This is a genomic window from Qipengyuania qiaonensis, assembly GCF_019711515.1.
Classification (GTDB): Bacteria; Pseudomonadota; Alphaproteobacteria; order Sphingomonadales; family Sphingomonadaceae; genus Qipengyuania; species Qipengyuania qiaonensis.
Genome location: NZ_JAIGNO010000002.1, coordinates 65,809 through 88,436 on the forward strand (window position 1 = coordinate 65,809; position 22,628 = coordinate 88,436).

The following is a 22,628-nucleotide window of genomic DNA, read 5'->3' on the forward strand; positions in this document are numbered from 1 at the left end:
GTGCCAACTCAGCGCACTACTACTCCTTTGCGCGGTTCGCCCTCGTGGCCGAGCACGTCTTCGCGCAGCCACTGGCCGACCTTGCGGCCGAACTTGGCGATCGCGTTCATGTTGAAGAAGTGCATCGCCCCGAGAACCACCACGACCAGCCCGACCTTGCTAGACAGGAATTCGAGCACGTCGGCCAAGTTCTGCGGCTCGCTGCCGAAACGCAGCGTCAGCAGAATCCAGCCCAAGTTGACGAGGTAGAAGCCGACTACCAGTAAATGGTTGGTGCTGCGGGCAAGGATTTCGTCATGGCCGAAACATTCGATCAGGAAAACGATCCCGTTTTTCGACAGCGTCCGCGCAACCCAGACCGTGAGGGCGAAGCTGACGACGAGGTAAGCGACATAAGCTGGAAAGAGATACACAAGCTTTCTCCTCGAATTTCTGAAATTTGAGAAATCTAATTTGATATCTGTGCTGTTGCGGGTCTCCTCGGTGTCTTCGAAGTGGGTTAGTCCTTGATCTTGCCGCTGCCGGGCAGAAGCCGCGCAACGCGGCCGCCCAGCTTCATCAAAGTGACGAGGGTCGATTTCGGCAGCCGCCGGACATCGGCATACCATCCGGCAAGACTGCCGATGAATTCGTGCATCCGCCCGATCCGTTCGCGCACATGGGCAGGTACATCACCGCGGCCTGCCAGCCCTTCCGAGAGTTCACCAAGCAGTTGTATCGTCGGGTCGATCTCGCGCCGCTTGCGCTCGGCAGCTATCTTCATGAGCATGTCCCACAGATCGTTGTCGGCGATGAAATGGTCACGCCGGTCGCCTTCGACGTGAACGCGTCGCACGATCTGATAACTCTGCAATTCCTTGAGGCCGTTCGAGACGTTCGAGCGGGCAAGACCCAGCTTCTCGCAGATGTCCTCCGCGTGGCGAGGCCGGTCGGAAAGATAGAGCAGGGCGTGGACCTGCGCGACCGAGCGGTTGACGCCCCATTGGCTGCCCATCTCTCCCCAATGGAGGATGAAGGCACGCGCCTCGGGAATGTTCATGATATCCACCACGACTCGGCCCCTTTTGATAATTACTGAAATTACAGAAATAACAGAGTAGGTCAAGATATAACGATGATGGCCAGATGGATTGAGGGTTTACCCGTGCTCACCCTTTCGCGGGCTGGGATGATCCAATGCCAGCTCGGCATCGGAAAAGGTGAATGGGCTGCGCACGCCCGGAATGCCGTCAAGATCGATACGCATGCCGCGCGCTTCTACCTGGCGATCCTCGAACACCGCATCGATCGGATTTATTGGCCCGGCAGGTATGCCGTCCTCGGCGCAGTCGGCCAGCAGTTCCTCCAATTGCCACTTGCGGGTCTCCTCGGCGATGATCGCATCGAGTTCCCCGCGATTGGCAAGGCGGGTTTCGTTGGTCGCGAAACGCGCATCGTCGAGCAGATCTTCGCGCCCCAGCAGGGTGAGTAAGCGTCGAAACAACCCGTCATTGGCGGGTGCCAGAACCACTTCGCCATCGGCTACCGGAAACACGCCATAGGCGCTGACCTGCGCGTGCTCGTTACCCATGCGTGGCGGGTTTTCTCCGGTCGCGAGGAAATGCGTGGCCTGGCTGGCGAGCAGACCGACCGAACAATCGAGCAACGCCATGTCGACATGTTGGCCGTGCCCGGTCCGTTCGCGCATGCCAAGCGCCGCCTGGATGCCGATGACCGAATAGAGTCCGCAGGTGAGATCCGATATGGAAATGCCCATTTTCATCGGTTGGCCCTTCGGATCGCCGGTAAGTGCCATGAGCCCGCTCATCGCCTGGATGACGAAATCGTAGCCCGCCTCATGCGCGCGAGGCCCGGTTTGGCCGAACCCGGTGATCGAGCAATAAACGGCGCGCGGATTGGCTTCCGACACCACTTCGTAGTCGAGCCCGAACTTGGCGAGCGCGCCGGTCTTGAAATTCTCCAGCACCACATCGGCACTCTCCGCCAATGCGCGCACACGGGCAAGATCATCCGCATCCTTGAAATCGGCCACGATCGAGCGCTTGCCACGATTGGTCGCATGGTAATAGGCCGCCTCCCGCTCGCCATCGCCGCGCTCGATCCATGGCGGGCCCCATTTGCGTGTGCCGTCGCCATCGGGGCTTTCGACCTTGATGACGTCCGCCCCGAGATCGGCGAGAATCTGCCCGGCCCAGGGTCCGGCCAGCACGCGGGCAAGTTCGAGAACCTTGAGCCCGGCAAGTGGGGCGTTCGGATTGCGCGGGGTATCGAGCCACATGGCCGTGGCTTGCGCGGGCGGTTCGCGTCGGTCAAGTCACTCCGGGCCCAGTGCGGCGGAAAGCCCGGCTACGGCATCGACAAATTCCTCACGGAAATCCTGCACGACCTGTCGGCTGGAGCGCACCTGCTCGACCAGCCCGACACCCTGACCGACGAAATAGCTGACCAGTTCGCGCGCCGCCTCGTTGCCCGTCGCAGCCTCGCGCTCGATTCGTGCGAAGGCGGGCTCCGAGACCATACCCATCAACGGCATGGGCAGTGTTCCGGGCCCTTGCGGGTCGTCCCAGGCATCGTGCCAGGCCGTTTTGAGCTGGCGCGCAGGCTTGCCGGTGCGGCTGCGCGAGCGCACGGTATCGCGGCTGCTCGCGGCGACCATCTTCTCGCGGAAGGCTTCGCTCGTTTCGGCCTCGGGCGTCGCCAGCCAGATCGATCCGGTCCATACCCCTTGCGCGCCCGCCGCCATCATCCCTGCCATTTGGCCGCCGGTCATGATACCGCCTGCGGCCAGTACCGGGATGTCGTGGCCCTTGCGAGCCAGTTCGCGCACTACCTCGGGGATCAGCACCAGCGTCGAGACCTCGCCGCAATGCCCGCCAGCCTCTGTGCCCTGAGCCACGATGATATCGACGCCCGCCTCGGCCTGGCGGATCGCATGCTCTTTTGCCCCGACCAGCGCCGCCACCGGCACGCCGCGTTTCTTGCCTTCCTCGATCATTGCAGGTGGGGCTATGCCGAGCGCATTGGCGATTAGCCTGATTGGATGGCGAAAGGCGACTTCCATGAGCGCGAGGCCGTTTTCCGGTGTGATACCCATTCGCTCGGCTAGAATCGGCATTTCGGCTTCGGGAGCAATACCGTACCTGCCCAGCACCGAATTGACGAAGCTCTGATAGGCCGAATCGATTGCCTCCGCCCGGCTCCTGTTATCCGAAAGCTCGCGAACGCGCGCGTCGATCACCTCGGGAACGAGAACGTCCACACCATAGGGCGCGCCGTCAACGTGAGCGTCGATCCAGGCAAGCTCCTCCTCGAGTTGTTCGGGACTGAAACGCGTTGCGCCAAGCACGCCGAAGCCACCTGCCTTGCTGACTGCGGCGACAACATCGCGGCAATGGCTGAAGGCAAACAGGGGAAATTCCGCCCCCGTCATTTCGCATACGCGGTTCATCGGCATGGGTGTCTCCTCTCGCGGAAGCACCCTATCCCGCAGGCATTGTGGCGCAAGTCGGCTCTATTGCTGTCCCATCGTCAAGGGCGCGTCGCTTGGCGATGGTTTCCAGCGTGCCTCCGGTGGGAACACTTCACCGACATTGCCATGCTGCCAAGCCCCGTAAACCGGGTTCGGCATGAGGAACCAGCCATTGCCCCATAACTGCGCATACTCCCCGCGCGCGACCATGGCGCGGCGGGCCGCGATGGCGCTTTCATCGGCGTTGAAGACATCGGCGAAATCGCCGAGATTGTCGCCCGCCATCGCAATCACGCAATGGCTTTCGGCTATGGTCGCCCGGCGACCGTCTTTCCTGCCGCCCATATCGTCGTCACCGCGCAGGAAGAGGCTTTCGAGATGGACGGCCGGTCCGGCGCCGGCGGCTTCCAGTGCGGCGATGGTCCCCGCCGCAGTGTCCGAATTGCGATTCGTATTGAAGATCACCGCGATACCGGCTTCGCGCAAACGCCGGAGGCCGGTCACTGCGCCCGGAACAGGTTGCGCAATACCGGCACCATTGTCCGCCCATTGCTTCCATTCATCGGCATCGAAAGGCTTGCCGGTCAACGCCTGCCAATACTCATATCCGGTGTTGAGCAGAACGGTCTCGTCGACATCGAAGACGGCGGCGAAGGGCTTGGTCGTTCCGTCGGCCTTGATGCAGGAGGGCGTTCCGATGCCACCATCGACTGCAGGCAAGCCGAGCGGCACCGATTGCGGAACCTTGCGCTGACGCGAGATGGCAATCGCATAATCGGCGATTTGGCGCCAAGTCTGGATCGACGCACCCGCCGCTTCGCCCGAACCGTAAAGCCAGCGCATCGTATCGGGCGCCGGTTTTTCGTCGCTCGCAGCCGGTGTGGTCGTGCCGACTACCGACCCGGCATCCGCTGTGGCGCAACCTGCCAGTGCGATCGCGCTGGTGGCGAGGGTCAGAATTCGTATCATCGCGTTGCGTCCATATCGGTCGGGAGAGGAAGGTCGGGGGTTTCGACTTGCCAGAGGAGCGAATGTATACGCCAGTTACCTTCCTCGTCGCGTCGCAGCTGGAAGGAATTGATCCCTCTTGTTCGCCCCGGGTTCCCTTCTGGCTCGATCCAGTCTCCCGAATAGGACGACCACACATGGGCCATGTCGCCATATATCTCGATCCGGTTGACCAGTGTGCTCTCGGAAAAGCCGTTTTGGGTCAGGAAATCGCGCTTGCCGGCGATATACCGTTCCACAGTGCAAATCTCGATACCGTCGGGACGCATTGCAGTCATGCGTGCGCCAGGCAGATACATGGCGCGCATGGTGTCCCAGTCCCGCTCGGCGCCCTTGGGGCCGAAAATGACGGCATAGGCCTGGGTTACGACTCGCTCGACGGCTGCAGCTGCATTGCCGGTATTTTTGCTCATGCGAAGCGCTCTACCTCCTACAGATATTCATGTCACTCTGGTCCCGTCCACGGCCTCCAATGTTGTGCGACGCAGCAGGATTTGATGCAGTGCGACAGAGTCCGCCTGGCAGGAGCTGATGTATTTGCTCGGTTTTTCGCTCAATTGTTGCATGTCGCGCAACAAAAATTGTCGTTTTCGCACTTGCACAATAGGGCGCCTTCCAGCATATGTCGTTGTGCCTTTTAGGCATCCTCTCCCAAGACTTCCAAGCCCGGTTGGTTCGCCAGCCGGGCTTTTTTCTTGTCCCGAACGGACCCTCACGCCGTCTTCGTTCATTGCATCCCAAGGGGTCCACCCCCAAGTGGGCCAAGCAGGACGAACAGGAAACGGGAGCCACACCCTCATGGCCGATGCAGATGCCGCAACAGCGGTAGAAGACAAGACAGTCAGGCTGCAGGTAGCCGCGGCACGGCAGGAAGAAAGCGGGCAGGGTATCGCTCGCATGCCCCGTTCGACCTTTCAGGCGCTCGGCATCACCGAAGGCGATGTCGTCGAGATTACCGGCAAGCGGGCGACCGCGGCGATTGCGATGGCGGCTTACGACGAGGATCAGAGCCTCGATGTGGTGCGGCTCGACGGCCTCCAGCGCGGCAATGCCGAAGTCGGATCGGGCGAGCACGTCAATATAGTCGTGGCCGAGTCACGGCCTGCCACCCGTGTCGTCTTCGCGCCTGCACAGCGTGAGATGCGATTGCAGGGCCCCGCACAGGCCCTGAAGCGAAATTTCTTTCGAAAGCCGCTTGTCGCTGGCGACCTCGTTGCGACGACCGGCCAACAGCCGGTGCAGAACATGCCGCCCGAAGTGCGTCGGATGTTCAACGCCCCAGCCTATGCGCTCACCCAGATCCGTCTGAGCGTCGTCGCGACTACGCCTAAAGGCATCGTCCATATCGACGAGGACACCGAAGTCGAATTGCGGGCCGAGTTCGAAGCGCCGCGCGATGCCCGCGCGGTCGTCAATTACGACGATGTCGGCGGCATGGGCGAGACCATCCAGCAACTGCGCGAGATGGTCGAACTGCCGCTGCGTTATCCCGAACTGTTCACTCGCCTCGGGGTCGATCCGCCCAAGGGTGTCCTGCTGCACGGCCCTCCTGGAACTGGCAAGACGCGTCTCGCGCAGGCAGTGGCCAATGAAAGCGACGCGAATTTTTTCACCATCAACGGGCCGGAGATCATGGGTTCAGGCTATGGCGAAAGCGAGAAGGCGCTGCGCGAAGTGTTCGAGCAAGCAGGCAAGTCTGCTCCCGCGATAGTCTTTATCGACGAGATCGATTCGATAGCTCCCAAGCGCGATCGGGTACCGGGCGAAGCGGAAAAGCGGCTCGTCGCGCAGTTGCTGACGCTTATGGACGGGTTGGAGGCGCGCTCGAATCTGGTTGTTATTGCAGCAACCAACCGTCCCGATGCGATCGACGAGGCTCTTCGCCGTCCCGGCCGGTTCGACCGCGAAATCGTGATCGGAGTGCCAGACGAAAGCGGGCGCCGTGAAATCCTCGGGATCCATGCGCGCGGCATGCCGCTGGGCGACAAGGTCGATCTCAACGAACTGGCCAAGGCAACTTACGGGTTCGTGGGTGCAGATATCGCGGCCCTGGCCCGCGAGGCGGCGATCGATGCCGTTCGTCGGATCATGCCACGCATCGATCTCGACGAGCGCACGATCCCGCCCGAAGTGCTCGACGATCTTTATGTCGGGCGCGAAGATTTCCTGTCCGCTCTGAAGCGAATCCAGCCCAGCGCCATGCGCGAAGTCATGGTGCAGATGCCGAATGTCGGCTGGTCCGACATCGGCGGCGTTGGCGATTCAATCGAGAAGCTCAAGGAAGGCATCGAACTTCCGATGAAGAACCCAGAGGCTTTTCATCGTCTCGGCATCCGGCCTGCGAAGGGTTTTCTGCTCTATGGCCCTCCCGGCACGGGCAAGACCCTCCTTGCCAAGGCGGTGGCGAGAGAGGCGAAGGCCAATTTCATCTCGATGAAAAGCTCCGATCTGCTGTCCAAATGGTACGGTGAAAGCGAGCAGCAGATCGCGCGCATGTTCAAGCGCGCTCGGGCGGTCGCCCCCTGTGTCGTCTTCATCGACGAGATCGACAGCCTGGTTCCGGCACGAGGGAGCGGTCAGGGCGAACCGCAGGTGACCGGTCGCGTGGTGAATACTATTCTTGCCGAAATGGACGGGCTGGAAGAGCTGCAATCGGTAGTGGTCATCGGTGCAACCAATCGTCCGACGCTGGTCGATCCGGCGCTGCTGCGCCCCGGTCGCTTCGACGAGTTGGTCTATGTGGGGACTCCCGACGTGCAAGGCCGTGAACAGATACTCGGTATCCATACGCAGGAAATGCCTCTGTCGGCGGACGTCGATCTCGCCGATGTGGCGGGGAAGACGGAACGCTTCACCGGGGCGGACCTCGAAGATGTTGTGCGCCGGGCGGGTCTGAACGCGCTCCATCGCGCAGGCGGCGATGTGCAGGAAGTAACGGCTGCCGACTTTGCCGAGGCGCTGGAAGACAGCCGCGCGACCGTCACTTCGCAGATGGAAGCGGAGTACAAGAAGATGCGCGGCGAACTGAAGAAGCGCGCTGCTGAAGTACGGCCGATCGGCTTTCTCTATGATGGAATGGTCGAAAGTACCCGGGGCGAAAAGCACGGGTCGGACGCTGGAGACTAGGGTGCCGCCGGCTCTTCTGCCTTGGCATGGCCGCCGGGCAGCTCGAGCCGATGCCGGATCAACGCATCGGGCTGGTTCTGTTTGAGCCACCACAGCATGTGTTCGCGCACGGCACAGCGCAGCGTCCACAAATCGCCGATCGTATCGGCGCTCATCGAAAGACGCAGGGCAATGCTTTCGGGATAGGCGTCGGTCATCAGTAGCTGAAGATTGCGTCCATCCCACAAATCGTGTGCCTGAACGAAGCGTTCGAATTCTTCACGGATTGGTTCGACGTCGGCGATCGGATCAAGATGCAACATGACCGGTCCGGTCAGCTTCTCGCTGACCCGCGACCAGTTCTCGAAGCTTTGATCGAGAAACCGACTGGTCGGCACCACGAGGACGCGCTCATCCCATGTCCGCACGGTGACGTAACTCATGCGGATTTCTTCCACGCGCCCCGCTTCGTCATCGACCTTGACAAGGTCGCCGATGCGCAGCGGCTGGGTCATTGCCATTTGCAATCCGGCGATCAGCGACTTGAGGGCGGGTTGGGCAGCTGCGCCTACGGCTAGTGCAGCGAGGCCCGCCGAAGCAAGCATAGTCGTACCGACATCGCGCACACCCGGTATGTTGAGCATCAGTAGCGAAACGGCGATGATGACGATCGCTACTCTCGCCGTGCGTGAAAGGATCGCGATCCGCGTCAACCGTCCGCGCTGGGCTACTGGATCCTCGGCCGCCAGAATCTGAGCTTCATACCCATGGGCAAGACCGCGAACCAACGCATAGGCCACCCAGCCCACTACCGCGGGAGTAAGGAAACTGGCCAGCACGTCCCAACCGCGACCAACCAAGGCATCGTTATCTGCAGCTACGGCGATCGCGAAAGCGACGGCGGCCCAGCGTAGCGGCTTGCGCAGCGCGTCGACGACTACATCGTCGAGCCCGCTGTCCGACGTCCTAACAATGCGGCGGATGATAGCGAACAGGGCCCAATGCACTGCAAAGGCCAGCAGAACCGAGCCACCGAGCACGATCGACGTATGCAGCAGCCCTTCGAGGGAAATCGGCCAGTTTCGCGGATCGTATCGTTCGAGCATCGGAAGCGTCGGTATGGAGAGCCGGCCCGGAACGCAAGCCTACTCTATGGCAGGCAGCTCGATGGACACGTGCAATCCGTCCTTGGTGAAATTCCGTTCGAAAGAGCCGCCGAACTGGCGCGCTGCACTGGCCATCAGGAGGCTGCCGAAGCCCTGGCGCTCGGGCAGTTCATCAAGCTCGGCACCGGTTTCGCGCCAAGTCAGTTTGACCGCACCGTCATTCAAGGTCCAGTTGACATGTACGGTGCCCTTGTTTCTCCATGCTCCGTATTTGACCGCATTGGTGGTCAATTCGTGTAGGACGAGACCTAGCGGAGTAACTCGCTTGGCTGGCAACATGATGTCGGGGCCGTCGATCTCGGCCGGGTGCTCGCTCGATCGGTAGGGCGCGAGCGACGTTTCGACCAAAGCCCGCAGCGATGCAACCGGACGTTCGAGTTCGCCCTGGCTGACCTCGTGAGCGGTCAGCAGGGCGCGGATACGCTGTGCAATGCTGTCCGTGACTTCCTTGGCTTCGGGCTTGTCACGCGCACTCATTTGAACGATCGCAAGGATCACGGCGAACAGATTTTTCACCCTGTGGTTCAACTCGCGCGCCAGCAGATCAGCGCGGTCGCGTGCCTCGCTGACCGCGGCTGCCTGCGATGCTTCGGCCTCGGCCCGCGCCGCGCGTCCCACCAGCCGGGCGCCGGCCAACATGGCGATGATCAGCAGCACGAACAGGGCGCCGAGTAGCGGCAGCACTCGCGCTTCGCTTCGTGCAGCCTCGGCCGCGCGCTCGGCGAGGATTTCGCTTTCGATATCCTCCATTTCCGCAATGGCTCTGCCGAGCCGCTCCATCGCCTCGACACCTTCGTCGGTCAATGTGGCCCGGCGAGCATCGAGCAGGCGTCCACTTTCCAGCAATTCCACGCTGTCGGCCATTTCGTCGAACTTGGCCCTGGCCAAAGCATCGATCTGATCGATCAATTCCACCTGGCGCGCGGTAGCATCGTCTCCCAACAGGATGCGCACGCGGTCTAGCGATGGTTCGATCTGTTCGCGAGCCGTCTGATACGGCGCGAGATAGCGCCGATCGAGAGTAATGAGGTAGCCGCGTTGACCGGTTTCGCCGCTCAGCGTCGCGCGGTTGATCTGGCGCAGCTCTTCCAGCACTTCGACCGTACGTTCGACCTGATCGCGCTGCGCGCGCTCGGCCTCGACGGTTTGGTAGGCCAGAAAGATGGTCGCGAACATGGCTGCGGCTATGACCGTCAGCAGCGCGACGTTCAGCCAGCGCGGATTGCGCGTACGCGCAACAAATTCGTCAAGTTCGCTCAGTGTGCCGCCCCCCAACTGGTCCCGGTACCGATATCTACGCCGAGAGGCACGTCAAGCTTTACAGCAGGTTCGGCTGCTTCAGCCATGACCTTCTCGATGATTTCGCTAGCTGCGTCGACATCGCTTTCGGGCAGCTCGAAAACCAGCTCGTCATGGACCTGAAGCAGCATGCGCACGTGGCCGAGTCCTGCTGCTTCGAGTGCGGGCATCATCCGAAGCATGGCCCGCTTGATGATGTCGGCGCTCGTCCCCTGGATCGGCGCATTGATCGCCGCCCGCTCGCTACCTTGCCGCTCAGTCTGATTCTTGGATCCAATCCGCGGAAACCAGGTCTTGCGACCGAACAGCGTTTCCGAATAGCCAAATTCGTGCACCTGTTCGAGCGTGCGGACAATGTATTTCTGGATACCCGGGAAGCGCTGGAAATAGGTATCGATCATCGCCTGCGCCTCTTCCGCCTCGACACCGAGCCGACCGGCGAGCCCCCAGCGCGAGATGCCATAGAGGATGGCGAAGTTGATCGTCTTGGCGCGGGCGCGCGTGTCGCGATTGACCTCGCCGAACATCTCGGTGGCTGTGCGGGCGTGAATATCCTCGCCCTCTGCAAAAGCTTCCTTGAGGCTCGGGACATCGGCCATATGCGCCGCCAATCGCAGTTCGATCTGTGAATAGTCGGCGGCGAGCAGGACATTGCCTTCCTCGGCGACGAACGCGTCGCGGATCTGACGGCCGATTTCGGTCCGGATAGGGATGTTCTGCAAGTTCGGATCGGTCGAAGACAAGCGCCCCGTTTGTGCGCCGACAAGGCTGTAGCTGGTGTGGACGCGGCCCGTTTCCGGATTGATCGCTTCCTGCAGCGCGTCGGTATAGGTGCTCTTCAGCTTGGCTAGCTGGCGCCATTCAAGGACCTTGTCGGCGATTTCCGCGCCTTCCCCCGAAAGGCGCTCCAACACGCTCTGGTCGGTCGAATACTGTCCGCTCTTGCCCTTCTTGCCGCCCTTGTAGCCGAGCGTGTCGAACAGCACCTCGCCAAGCTGCTTCGGGCTGCCGACGGTAAATTCGGTCCCGGCTATGCCGTGTATTTCCTTTTCCAGACGTGCCGTTTCGCTGGCGAATTCTTCCGAGAGCTTGGCGAGGCGGCTACGGTCGACCCTGATCCCGTGGCGTTCCATCTGCGCGACCACGGGGACCAAGGGGCGATCGACACGCTCGTAGATTCTGGTGCCACCTTCGGTTGCCAGTCGGGGTTTGAGCTGCCGATAGAGGCGCCAGGTAACGTCGGCGTCTTCGGCGGCATATTCGGTTGCCTTGTCGAGCGGCACTTCGCCGAATGGGATGGCTTTCTTGCCCGTGCCACAGACTTCCTTGAAGCTAAGGCATGTATGGCCGAGGTGCCGATCGGCCAATTCGTCCATTCCATGCCCGCCACCAATTCCGTCGAGCTGGCGGCCTGCATCGAGGTCGAAGCTGACGATCATCGTATCGTCGATCGGTGCAACCTCAATGCCGTTGCGGGCGAAGACGTTGAGGTCGTATTTCCCGTTATGAAATATTTTGAGTACGGCATCGCTGGTCAGCAGCGGATTCAGTGCTTCAAGCGCCGCGGCCCTGTCGATCTGGTCGGGTTTTTCCGCGAACATGTCGCTGCCGCCATGACCGAGCGGAACATAGCATGCATCGTTCGGACCCAGCGCCAGACTGATCCCCACCAGATCGGCGCGAACGGAATCGAGGCTGCTGGTTTCAGTATCGACCGCAACCAGCCGCGCAGCATGCGCGCGGTCGATCCACTGTTTCAGCCGTTCCATGGTCTGCACGCATTCATACGCCGATCGGTCGATAGGGGGATAGTCGGGAAGCGGTTGGCGATTACCCTCAGTATTAGCTTCGGCGCCCTTCGTATCCTGCTTGGCCGGATTGAGATCGGTCGCGCGTGAAGGACTGCCGGTCCCCGCGTCGAGGCGCTTCAGCAAGCTGGTGAAGCCGTGCTTCCGCAGAAACGCTGCAAGCGGTTCGCTCGGCACGTCCTCCAGTTTCATATCATCCAGCGAAACGGGCAGACCGCAGTCTTCCTTCAGTGTCACAAGCACGCGGCTGAGCTCGGCATCGGCGCGGTGTTCTATCAGGCGCTCTTTGAGCTTGCTTTTCTTCATGTCCACTGCGGCATCGAGCGCGGCGGTTAGAGTTCCATGTTCGGCGATGAGCTTGCTTGCTGTCTTAGGACCAACACCGAAGATACCCGGAATGTTGTCGACCGAATCGCCCATCAGCGCGAGAACGTCGCCCACCAGCTCGGGGGGCACGCCGAACTTCTCGATCACTTCCTCGCGCCCGATGCGCGCGTTCTTCATGGTGTCGAGCATATCGATGCAGCCGCCGGTTTCGACGCCCGGTTCGCGATCCTCTTCGGCGCACTGGCCGATCAGCTGCATGAGATCCTTGTCGGAAGAGACTATCGTGACGTCCCATCCCTTGCGCGTGGCGGCGCGCGCATAAGAGGCGATCATGTCGTCCGCTTCGACATCGGGTTCCTCGATGCATGGCAGACTGAATGCACGCGTCGCGTCACGGATCAGCGGGAACTGCGGCACCAGATCTTCTGGAGGATCGGGCCTGTTGGCTTTGTACTGGTCGTATATCTCGTTGCGAAAGCTGTGGCTCGACTTGTCGAGAATCACCGCAAGGTGGGTCGGTCCGTCAGCCTTGTGAAGATCGTCGGCCAGCTTCCATAACATGGTGGTATAGCCGTAAACCGCGCCGACCGGCGTGCCTTCGGGGTCGGTCAGCGGCGGTAGCCGGTGGTAGGCGCGAAAAATATAGGCCGAGCCGTCGACGAGATAGAGATGCGGTTTGTCACCCATGGCAGGGGACTTAGCAACGGCTCGATGCGTTGGGGAGCGCCTTTTTCCTTTCTATGGAAGCTCATATATTTCCAGCGGTTTCGACCAGATTGCGGCGAAAATGTGGCGCCATTTTCGGAAAAGCGCTTGTCGCGCCTCAATTCGGCCACTATTTAGACATGGTGAGGCCCCAATTGGGGGCTCGCGCGGAGAGGGGGCCAAGGCTTCCAATCTGCTAGTAAAACTCGCTGTTCAAGGGATTTATACCTATGCGCAAGATCGCTCTTTTCGCTGCCGCTTCGGCCGCTGCTCTCACCCTCGCTGCTTGCTCGGAAGCAACCCAGGACGCTGCTGAAGCGACCGCTGATGAAGCCGCTGCCGACGCTGAAGCCAACATGGAAGCTGTCGAAGCAACCGCCGACGAAGCTATGGCCGACGTCGAAGCGACCGCTGAAGACGCCGCTGCCGAAACGGAAGCTGCCGTCGAAGGCGACGAAACTCCTGCCGAAGCTGCTGCCGACTAATATCGCACGCTTCGCGGACGGTTTTCGTTCACGAACAGAAAGGGCGGTGCCTCACGGCGCCGCCCTTTTTCTTGTTAAGATAATATCTTAGTTGCTGCCGTAATCGGCACTGGCCCAGTTGCGACCATCGCCAACATCGTGCCCGAACCCGTTATACAAGGCTTGAGTAATGCTCGAAATGCGTGAATCGCGATTGGCTCGGGCGTTCAGCTTTTCGCCGCGGCTACCATTTTCGATGGCCATCGAAGGGCTTTGTCCGGTGACATAGATTGCCGCCGCAATTGCGCGGCCGTCGGGCGTCAGGAAGATGCCGATATCGCTGGCGGTGCGTGCCAGCGTCCCGGTCTTGTGCGCAAGATTGGCACTGACGGGCAAAACGGATCGCATACGCTGCTTGCCGGTCGAAGTTTCCAGCATCGCATCTAGCAAAACGCGGCGCGAATGGTCGCTTAGCCATTTGCCCTGATAGATGCCGGCAAGCAGCTGGCCCATCGCTCGCGGCGTTGCACTGTCTTTCGTATCGACGCTCCACGCCGGATCGATGTGACCGTCCTGGCGAATAAGGGTCGCGATGTCGCGGGTGAGCTCGAAACCGTCGATGCCTGCCTGCCTAATCCAGCTGTTTACCGCAGCGGGGCCGCCGACCGCATTGAGCAATGCGTCGGTACAATCGTTGCAGCTCTTGCTGATCATCAAGCTCAGGTGGCGATAGGCCGGCATATAGGCCCCGCCTGGACGCGGGAGACGAAACTCGCTTGTCAGGCTCCAACGGCCCTGATCGACACCGGCAAGGTAGGTCGCGGCGATGGCCACCTTGCTGGTGCTTGCCATCGGAAAACGCTGGTCGGCCAGCACGCCGATCTCGCGCCCTGACGTCAGATCGACCGCGTAAACTCCGATCCGGCCGTTCGACCCGTCGGCAAGCTGCGCGATCTGACGCTCCAGTGGCGAGGAATAAAGTGCATCGTGACTTTGCGGCACCCGGAGTTCGGTGCCCAATGTATTGTCGAACTGGGCCTCGAAACCGCTACCTTGAGCCAGCGCCGGGGTGGCGAATGCCACTGCCCCGATCGCCAGCAACCGTCCAAATAGTCCTTTTCCCATACCGACCCCATATACCCGTCCATGGTTAGGGAAAGCTTAATGCCCGGAGAATGTGTCGATACAAGGGCCTGGCGACGAAAAGTGTTGCCGGCGCGACAGTCTATTCCGTCCGGTTGTTATAAACCGAACGGAATGCACATCAGGAATTGGCGATAACTTGCTCGATCTTCGCCGTCGGTTCGCCGGATAATGTTTTGCCGATCTCGCCGACCAGTCGCTTTTCCAGCTCCGTGTGATAATGGCGGCGCATTTCGCCCAGGGTCTTGGGATCGGCGATGACCAGTATGTCGGTGATCTCGCCGGCGATCGATTTCGCATTGAGCCATTCCGCAGCTGCCGCACCATGTGCCAGTTCGTTTAGATCGGTTCGGCCATGCTGCTGGCTGACAGGGTCTTGATGCTTAACTCCAGCGCTGAAGTTGGTCGCAGCCAGATCGGGTTTTTCAGACAGACCCAGCTTGGGCTCGAATGGCGTGCCGCTATTGCGCATGACGGTGAAGTTTTCGCCATCGACGATCGCGACGTGGGCATTGTTGGGAAGGCGCATGGGAAGTGTCTCCTCTTGTTGTCGACCTATGGAAACACCAACGGAGCAACCCGCCAAGAGGTCCGGGCTTGAGCGGCAAGACGTTTCGCTGCACACGTGAACCGCATGGGAGAGATCGAAAGCGCACACGCGCTCGAGCAGGGACTGGGGAAGGCGCTGGCCCGCGTGGGCCTCGCCCCGCCGACGGGACTCGCACGGCTGACAGGCGGTGCGACCATGGAAAGCTGGCGCTTTTCCAGCGGAAGCGATGGTTTCGTACTGCGCCGTGCGCCAAGTCTGGCGTTCATGCAAGGGCGACCATTCGGTCACGCTTCCGAGGCGGCGATCATTCGGGCAGCACATGATGCTGGGGTAACCGCGCCGGAAGTTATCGTCGAACTCCGGCCGGATGACGGAATCGGCAGCGGTTTCGTGATGCGCGCCTTGCCTGGGACGCCCGACCCACGGGCGATCTTGGCAATGGAGAAGCCAGAGCGACTGCTGCGCGAAGCGGCACGCAATCTGGCGAGAATTCACGTCCTTCGACCTCAGGCCCTACCCGAAGACTTACCGGAAATGGATTATGGCGAGGCCGTGGAGGGGCTGGCGGGGCAATTCGAAGAGGCGGGAAGAGATCGCCCGATCGTCGCGCTCGGCCTCAGATGGCTGCGCGAAAATTTGCCCGAGCGCGTCGAGCCTGTTCTCAACCACGGCGACTTCCGCCTCGGCAATCTCCTCGCCGAAGATTCGCATCTCACAGGTGTGCTGGATTGGGAACTCGCGCATTTCGGCGATCGTCATGAAGACCTTGCCTATGGCTGCATGGCGGTATGGCGTTTCTCGCGGGTCGACCGGCCGGCACTCGGGCTCGGTGCGTTGCAAGACTACGTGGCTGCTTACGAGGCGGAAAGCGGTATGCGCGTCGATGCGGGGCGGTTTCGCTACTGGCTAGTCTATCGCACCGTCTGGTGGGCGCTGGGCTGTCTGCGCAATGCGAATATGTGGCGTAGCGGCGAGGACAGGATGCTGGAACGCGTCGTGATCTCACGCCGGACGAGTGAGCAGGAGCTTGATTTGCTGCTGCTGCTCGAAGAGGACGCCCCCGAAGAAGAGCAGGCACGGCGTATTCCGCCTGCGAATGACCCGCTCGAAGCGGAAGGCGAGGCGAGTGTTGGCGAGATCGCCACGGCAGTGGCCGAATGGCTTTCTACCATAAAGGATAGCGTCGAGGGACACGACCGCTTTCAGCTGGCCGTGGCGCGCAATGCGCTCGGCATGATCGCGAGAAACGATGTGGTCGGGATACACGGCGAGGATGCTATGCTCGCCCTCGATCTGCTCGACGGCGAGGTTTCGCTGGCGACGCCCGGCCTGCTTGCCATGCTGCGCCGCGCCGCGCTCGATAAGCTCGCGGCCGACGTGCCCAAATATCCGATGCTTGCACTGGCACGCGCCAAGTGGACAGGAGAGGAATGATGGATTTCGCGATACCACAGGACCTGGAGGCATATTACGCCGAGCTCGAAGCCTTCATCGAGAAGACCATCGAACCGATGGTCGCGAAGGGCGACAACGTCCGCTTCTTCGACCATCGGCGCGAAGATGCACGGACCGATTGGCAACGCGGGGGGCTGCCCACGCATGACTGGGAAGAGTTGCTGCGAGAATGCCGCAAGGCTGCCGACGCGGCAGGTCACTGGCGGTTCTCCGCGCCCAGGAAATATGGCGGCAAGGACGGCTCGAACCTCTGGATGGCGGTGATCCGCGATCGTTTCGCGCAACGCGGGCTGGGCCTGCACAACGATTTGCAGAACGAACACTCGATCGTCGGCAATTTCCCCTTCGTCGCCATGTTCGAAACCTTCGGCAGCGAAGCGCAGAAGCAGGAATTCATCACCGGCGGCTTCGAAGGCACGCGCCGCGTCGCCTTCGGTCTGACCGAGCCTGACCACGGCAGCGACGCGACGTGGATGGAAACGAAAGCGGTCCGCGAAAAGCGTGACGGCATCGATGGCTGGCGGATCGACGGCGAGAAGATGTGGATCACCGGCATGCATGTCGCCACGCATTGCGCGATGTTCGCCCGCACGAGCGGCAAGAACGGCGATGCCAGCGGGATCACCTGCTTCCTCGTCCCCAACCCCACGCCGGGCCTCGATATCCAGGAGTGGATGTGGACCTTCAACATGCCTACCGACCATCCGCGCCTGTCCGTCAACAATGTCTGGGTCCCGGACGAGGCCATCCTGGGTGTCGAAGGGCGCGGTCTCGCACTGGCGCAGAGCTTCGTTCACCAGAACCGCATCCGGCAGGCGGCGAGCAGTCTCGGGGCCGCGCAATACTGTGTCGAGGAAAGCGTCAAATATGCGCGGGAACGCAAACCATTCGGTGAAGAGCTGGCGAAGAACCAGGCGATCCAGTTCCCGCTGGTGGAACTCGCGACGCAGTGCGAAATGCTTCGCCTGCTGATCTACAAGACGGCCTGGGAGATGGACAACATGCCGCATGAGGAGATCGAGAAGACGATCTCCGACAAGGTTTCCATGTGCAATTACTGGGCGAACCGGTTGGTTTGCGAGGCCGCCGACCGGGCGATGCAGGTCCATGGCGGCATCGGCTATTCCCGTCACAAGCCGTTCGAACACATCTATCGTCATCACCGCCGCTACCGCATCACCGAAGGCGCGGAAGAGATCCAGATGCGCAAAGTGGCGGCCTATCTCTTCGGCTATCTCGGCCCGAGAAGAGACAAGCTTGCACGTAGCTGACGGGCCTCACAAAGCATTTGGTAGAATTGGCGCTTGACCCCTGCCGCCGCGCACGGCCTTGTGGACGCGAGGAAATTTGGGGACTGCCAACATGACCAAGAGTTTTCGGGCGCTGGCCACGGGCCTGCTTCTTTCAACTGCCAGCGCGGCAATCGCGCAGCAGGCACCGATCGTGCTTCCGGGTGCGCCAGGTGCGCAATCGCGGGTGATCGACAAGGACGAGGCGATCCGCCTGTCCGACACGCGTTATTCGCCCGCCGACGTCAAGTTCATGCAGGACATGATCGTCCATCACCAGCAGGCGGTCGAAATGGCGGCGCTGGTCGCCAAACGGACCAGCAATGAAGGCGTGCGCACGATCGCGGACCGCATCGACGGGTCGCAGGCGGACGAGATTGCTTTCATGCGCGGATGGCTGGAAGATCGCGGCGAGAGCATGGGGGCGACCGATCATTCCAACATGCAGCACCACGCAGGCATGGACCATACCGGAATGGATCACCGCAAGATGGATCAGGCCGAGCATCATGCGATGATGGGCATGGCGACGCCGGCGCAGATGGCAGCGCTGGCCGAGGCCGATGGTGCGGAGTTCGACCGCCAGTTCCTCACTCTGATGATTCGCCACCATCAGGGCGCGATCGACATGGTGGAAGACCTGCACGAACAGCCAGGCAGCGCTTATGATCCGGTGATGTTCGAATTCACCAACGATATCGTCAGCGACCAGGAAACCGAGGTCGAGCGCATGAACGTGATGCTGTCGCAGCTTTCGGCCGATCCGCGCGTCGGATTGGCTGCGGGCTTTCGCGATGCGGGCGAAGCGATCAGCAATCTGCGGATTGTCGCCGCGCTGCCCAAGCCCACCGGCTTCTTCGATCCCGATAACCCGGCGCAGCTCCAGCCCGAAATCGAGGAAGATGAAGACGAAGCTTCCGACAAAGATACCAAGCGTGCGGATGCCGAGGGCTCGACCGAGCGGGACGAGGATGGCGACGACGAGGACCGGTTCGGCCAGCGATCGTCCCTCCTGAGCTTCGCCAATACCGACATGGCGTTCTCGGGCGACCTGCTGGTCGCGGGCAGCTATCACGGCTTCAACGCCTATCGGCTCGGCGAAGACGGGAAGCCGAACCTCGTCAGCTCCATCGTCTGCCCGGGCGGGCAGGGCGATGTCTCGATCGTGGGCGACCTGCTGTTCATGAGCGTGCAGGACAGCCGGGCCCGTGTCGATTGCGGTCTTGGCGGTGTGGCGGACCGGGTCAGCGATGAGCGCTTCCGCGGCCTGCGCATTTTCGATATTTCCGACGTCACGCGCCCGGTCCAGGTCGGCCAGGTGCAGACCTGCCGCGGCAGCCACACGCATTCGGTGGTCAGCGCGGACGACAAGCGCATAGTCATCTACAATTCGGGCACGTCATATGTGCGCCCGAACGAGGAACTGGCGGGCTGCTTCGAGAACGGGGGTGACAACACCGCGCTGTTCAGCATCGACGTGATCGAGGTGCCGGTTGCCAATCCGGCGGCATCGCGCATCACATCGTCGGCGCGCGTTTTCGCCGAGGACGATCGGATCGCGGGCTTGTGGCTCGGCGGCGACCATGGCACCGCGGCCGATGGCGGTCCCACGCAGGATACCAACATCACCGATCACTGCCACGATATCACCGTCTTCCCGTCGAAGAAGATCGCGGCGGGCGCGTGTTCGGGGAATGGTATCGTGCTCGATATCTCCGATCCGCTGCAACCAAAGCGCATCGACGATGTGACCGAAACCGGCTTTGCCTATTGGCATTCGGCGACCTTCAACAATGACGGCACCAAGGTGCTGTTTACCGACGAATGGGGCGGTGGCGGGCGTCCGCGCTGCCAGGCTGGCGATCCCATGGAATGGGGCGCAAACGCGATCTACGAGTTGAAGGACGGCAAGCTCGAATTCAGCAGCCTCTACAAGCTGCCCGCGCCGCAGACGGATAAGGAGAACTGCGTCGCACATAACGGATCGATCATCCCGGTGCCGGGGCGCGATATCTTCGTCCAGGCCTGGTATCAGGGCGGCATTTCGGTCATCGATTTCACCGATGCTAAGAACCCGGTCGAGATCGCCTATTTCGATCGCGGGCCGGTGAGCGAGGACCAGTTGATCACCGGAGGATACTGGTCGGCATACTGGTATAATGGCCGTATCTACGCCACCGAGATTACTCGCGGTCTCGACGTCTTTGCGCTGGAGCCGAGCGAGTTCCTCACTGCAGAGGAAATCGCAGCAGCCGAAGGCGCAGTTTATCCCGGCGGCCTGTTCAACCCGCAGACACAAACTCAGGTAACCTGGCCGGACCAACTGGAGGCGGCGGCTGACCGTCCCTCCATTAGCGGCGGATAAATCCGCTCTGCCCAAGGCCGACATGAACAGGCCCCCGCCGAACTTTCCGGCGGGGGCCCGATTTTTGTAGCGCTCGACTGTTAGCCGGTAGGCTGGGACTGCAGTTCGGCGGCGGCAAGCTGCACACGCTGTGCAAGTGCCGGATCGGTCTGCATCGCGGTACCGATTGCGTTGAAAGTTTCGGCGTCGAGGCCGGAGTTCGCCACAATCTGCGCGGCCTGCTGCTGCTTGGTAGCGTCATCGCCCGGCAGCGCCTGGATTTCTACCGCTGCCGCCGCAAAGCTCTTGACCTCGGCATCGCTGAAAGTGGCATCCGCAGCCTGATCGCCCATGGCGGGTTCAGCCGGAGCAGTCTCGGCTGGAGCTTCCTGAGCTGGCATGGTCGCCGTGTCGGCCGCCTGTTCGTCCATGGCCTGCGCTGCGGCGCCGCTGGCAAGAACCATGGCAGAGCCGGCGAAAAGAATATTGAGGGTTTTCATAACGTGCGTTCCTTTGGACTGGTGTCCCCTGTGCACCCCACATGAGGGCAGCGAGGAGGTTTGCGAACACCTGCCGGGTTCGATTGTGTCTAAAGAAAGGCAGAAAACCCGACCCGTCGCTGAGCTGCGACGAGTCGAGTGCCGCTCGGGAGCCGTTCGGCGGTCAATCGTCGAAAACGAGAGGTGCCGACAGGAGGGATTCGGTCCCGCGGAGGCCGGCTAAGAGATGAGTTGGAACGAAAGGCCCGGCAGGATCGCTCCTGCCGGGCCTCGTTCGTCAGGTCGGTCGGACAGGCCTTAGAAGCCCATGCCGCCCATTCCACCCATGCCGCCCATGTCGGGCATCGGGGCAGCCGCCTTGTCTTCCGGCTTTTCGACGATCGCGGCTTCGGTGGTGATCAGGAGACCGGCAACCGAGGCAGCGTTCTGCAGGGCAGTGCGCACGACCTTGGTCGGGTCGATCACGCCGGCCGACACCAGGTTTTCATAGGTGTCGGTTGCAGCATTGAAGCCCAGGCTTTCGTCGTTGCCGTCGGTCAGCTTGCCCGCGACGACAGCGCCGTCATGGCCGGCGTTGGCTGCGATCTGGCGCACCGGAGCGGCCAGCGCACGGCGGACGATGTCGATACCGCGGGTCTGGTCGTCATTGCCGCCAGTCAGGCCGTCGAGCGCTTTCGCGGCATAGAGCAGCGCGGTACCGCCGCCCGGGACGATGCCTTCTTCGACTGCTGCGCGGGTTGCGTGCAGCGCGTCGTCGACGCGGTCCTTGCGTTCCTTGACTTCGACTTCGGTGGCACCGCCGACCTTAATCACGGCCACGCCGCCAGCCAGCTTGGCCAGGCGTTCCTGCAGCTTTTCGCGGTCGTAATCGCTCGAGGTGTTGTCGATCTGCGTGCGGATTTCACCCACGCGGGCCTTGATGTCGGCTTCGTCACCGGCACCGTCGACGATGGTGGTGTTGTCCTTGTCGATGGTGACGCGCTTGGCTTCGCCCAGCATGCCGAGAGTGACGTTCTCGAGCTTGATGCCGAGATCTTCGCTGATCATTTCGCCCTTGGTCAGGATCGCGATGTCGCCCAGCATGGCCTTGCGACGATCGCCGAAGCCCGGAGCCTTGACCGCAGCAACCTTGAGGCCGCCGCGCAGCTTGTTGACCACCAGGGTGGCCAGTGCTTCGCCTTCGATGTCTTCCGCGATGATCAGCAGCGGACGGCCCGACTGGACAGCCGCTTCGAGCACCGGCAGCATCGACTGCAGGTTCGACAGCTTCTTCTCGTGGATCAGGATGTACGGATTGTCGAGTTCGACCGTCATCTTGTCGGGGTTGGTGATGAAGTAGGGGCTGAGATAGCCGCGGTCGAACTGCATGCCTTCGACGGTTTCGAGCTCGAATTCGAGACCCTTGCTCTCGTCGACGGTGATCACGCCTTCCTTGCCAACCTTCTCCATCGCTTCGGCGATCTTCTCGCCGACTTCGATGTCGCCATTGGCGGAGATGATGCCGACCTGGGCGATTTCGCTGGAGCCCGAAACGTCCTTCGAACGGGCGGCGAGATCTTCGACCACCTTGGCAACTGCGACATCGATACCGCGCTTGAGATCCATCGGATTCATGCCGGCCGCAACCGACTTCATGCCTTCGGTCACGATCGACTGGGCGAGCACGGTGGCGGTGGTGGTGCCGTCACCCGCGGCGTCGTTCGACTTCGAAGCGACTTCCTTGAGCATCTGCGCGCCCATGTTCTCGAACTTGTCCTTCAGTTCGATTTCCTTGGCGACGGTGACGCCGTCCTTGGTGATGCGCGGAGCGCCGAAGCTCTTGTCGATGACGACGTTGCGGCCCTTGGGGCCGAGCGTCACCTTGACGGCGTTGGCGAGGGTGTCGACGCCGCGCTGAATGCCTTCGCGCGCGTCGCGGCTGAACTTTACGTCCTTGGCAGCCATTGGTGTTTCTCCTGGATTTGGTATTTAGTTGAAGAAGTACATCCGGGTCCGG

Annotated in this window: 18 protein-coding genes; 5 read left to right on the top strand and 13 right to left on the bottom strand. The window is 61.5% G+C overall.

The features are described from left to right. Window positions 1-8: 8 nt before the first annotated feature. The 6 genes from K3174_RS03275 to K3174_RS03300 form a co-directional block, all read right to left on the bottom strand. A complete protein-coding gene (locus tag K3174_RS03275; protein WP_221555489.1) occupies window positions 9-413 on the bottom strand; it encodes a hypothetical protein in 405 nt (134 codons plus the stop codon). 86 nt (window positions 414-499) lie between these two features. Beyond that, on the bottom strand, window positions 500-1,048 hold the full coding sequence (locus tag K3174_RS03280) for a GbsR/MarR family transcriptional regulator (RefSeq protein WP_221556538.1): 549 nt from the start codon (window positions 1,046-1,048) through the stop codon (window positions 500-502). A 90-nt stretch (window positions 1,049-1,138) separates the two neighbouring features. Next, the gene (locus K3174_RS03285) at window positions 1,139-2,278 is read right to left on the bottom strand and encodes a CaiB/BaiF CoA transferase family protein (RefSeq protein ID WP_221555490.1); all 1,140 of its coding nucleotides are present in this window, start codon (window positions 2,276-2,278) and stop codon (window positions 1,139-1,141) included. Window positions 2,279-2,314: 36 nt separating this feature from the next. Next, complete coding sequence (locus tag K3174_RS03290; protein WP_221555491.1) at window positions 2,315-3,454, bottom strand: nitronate monooxygenase; 1,140 nt, start codon at window positions 3,452-3,454, stop codon at window positions 2,315-2,317. Between the two features lie 57 nt (window positions 3,455-3,511). Further along, on the bottom strand, window positions 3,512-4,438 hold the full coding sequence (locus tag K3174_RS03295) for a 5'-nucleotidase, lipoprotein e(P4) family (RefSeq protein WP_221555492.1): 927 nt from the start codon (window positions 4,436-4,438) through the stop codon (window positions 3,512-3,514). Then, window positions 4,435-4,890 carry a Cif family virulence factor gene (locus K3174_RS03300; protein WP_221555493.1) on the bottom strand — a complete coding sequence of 152 codons (456 nt, stop codon included), beginning with the start codon at window positions 4,888-4,890 and terminating at the stop codon, window positions 4,435-4,437. The genes K3174_RS03295 and K3174_RS03300 overlap by 4 nt, the downstream gene beginning before the upstream one ends. Window positions 4,891-5,275: 385 nt before the next feature. Here K3174_RS03300 and K3174_RS03305 point away from each other — a divergent pair, with 385 nt between their 5' ends. After that, complete coding sequence (locus tag K3174_RS03305) at window positions 5,276-7,603, top strand: CDC48 family AAA ATPase (RefSeq protein WP_221555494.1); 2,328 nt, start codon at window positions 5,276-5,278, stop codon at window positions 7,601-7,603. Here K3174_RS03305 and K3174_RS03310 read toward each other — a convergent pair. Genes K3174_RS03310 through polA form a run of 3 tightly spaced genes read right to left on the bottom strand, consistent with a single transcriptional unit; the run spans window position 7,600 to window position 12,869 of the window. Next, window positions 7,600-8,688, bottom strand: coding sequence for a mechanosensitive ion channel family protein (locus K3174_RS03310; protein ID WP_221555495.1), 1,089 nt, complete (start codon window positions 8,686-8,688; stop codon window positions 7,600-7,602). The genes K3174_RS03305 and K3174_RS03310 overlap by 4 nt on opposite strands. 39 nt (window positions 8,689-8,727) lie before the next feature. Then, complete coding sequence (locus tag K3174_RS03315; RefSeq protein WP_221555496.1) at window positions 8,728-10,023, bottom strand: sensor histidine kinase; 1,296 nt, start codon at window positions 10,021-10,023, stop codon at window positions 8,728-8,730. Then, window positions 10,005-12,869, bottom strand: a complete 2,865-nt coding sequence (polA, locus tag K3174_RS03320) for a DNA polymerase I (RefSeq protein ID WP_221555497.1) — start codon at window positions 12,867-12,869, stop codon at window positions 10,005-10,007. The genes K3174_RS03315 and polA overlap by 19 nt, the downstream gene beginning before the upstream one ends. A 248-nt stretch (window positions 12,870-13,117) precedes the next feature. Between polA and K3174_RS03325 the strand changes: the two genes are divergently transcribed. Continuing rightward, window positions 13,118-13,372 (top strand): hypothetical protein, encoded by a 255-nt coding sequence (locus tag K3174_RS03325; RefSeq protein WP_221555498.1) that lies wholly within the window; start codon window positions 13,118-13,120, stop codon window positions 13,370-13,372. Between the two features lie 87 nt (window positions 13,373-13,459). Here K3174_RS03325 and K3174_RS03330 read toward each other — a convergent pair whose 3' ends face one another. Continuing rightward, a complete protein-coding gene (locus tag K3174_RS03330; RefSeq protein ID WP_221555499.1) occupies window positions 13,460-14,476 on the bottom strand; it encodes a serine hydrolase in 1,017 nt (338 codons plus the stop codon). A 139-nt stretch (window positions 14,477-14,615) separates the two neighbouring features. Further along, window positions 14,616-15,023, bottom strand: a complete 408-nt coding sequence (locus K3174_RS03335; RefSeq protein WP_221555502.1) for a baeRF12 domain-containing protein — start codon at window positions 15,021-15,023, stop codon at window positions 14,616-14,618. Window positions 15,024-15,128: 105 nt separating this feature from the next. Between K3174_RS03335 and K3174_RS03340 the strand changes: the two genes are divergently transcribed. The 3 genes from K3174_RS03340 (at window position 15,129) to K3174_RS03350 (ending at window position 20,153) form a co-directional block, all read left to right on the top strand. Next, window positions 15,129-16,478, top strand: coding sequence for a phosphotransferase (locus tag K3174_RS03340; RefSeq protein WP_221555503.1), 1,350 nt, complete (start codon window positions 15,129-15,131; stop codon window positions 16,476-16,478). Next, window positions 16,478-17,770: an acyl-CoA dehydrogenase family protein gene (locus K3174_RS03345; protein ID WP_221556540.1), complete on the top strand. Its 1,293-nt coding sequence runs from the start codon at window positions 16,478-16,480 to the stop codon at window positions 17,768-17,770. The genes K3174_RS03340 and K3174_RS03345 overlap by 1 nt, the downstream gene beginning before the upstream one ends. 91 nt (window positions 17,771-17,861) lie before the next feature. Next, entirely contained in the window at window positions 17,862-20,153 is a 2,292-nt protein-coding gene (locus tag K3174_RS03350) for a DUF305 domain-containing protein (RefSeq protein WP_221555504.1), read from the top strand. Window positions 20,154-20,233: 80 nt separating this feature from the next. Here the strand turns inward: K3174_RS03350 and K3174_RS03355 are convergent, their stop codons facing one another. Both K3174_RS03355 and groL read right to left on the bottom strand, forming a co-directional pair. Next, complete coding sequence (locus tag K3174_RS03355; protein ID WP_221555505.1) at window positions 20,234-20,632, bottom strand: DUF4168 domain-containing protein; 399 nt, start codon at window positions 20,630-20,632, stop codon at window positions 20,234-20,236. A 297-nt stretch (window positions 20,633-20,929) separates the two neighbouring features. After that, window positions 20,930-22,576 carry a chaperonin GroEL gene (gene groL / locus K3174_RS03360; protein ID WP_221555506.1) on the bottom strand — a complete coding sequence of 549 codons (1,647 nt, stop codon included), beginning with the start codon at window positions 22,574-22,576 and terminating at the stop codon, window positions 20,930-20,932. Between the last annotated feature and the right edge of the window lie 52 nt (window positions 22,577-22,628).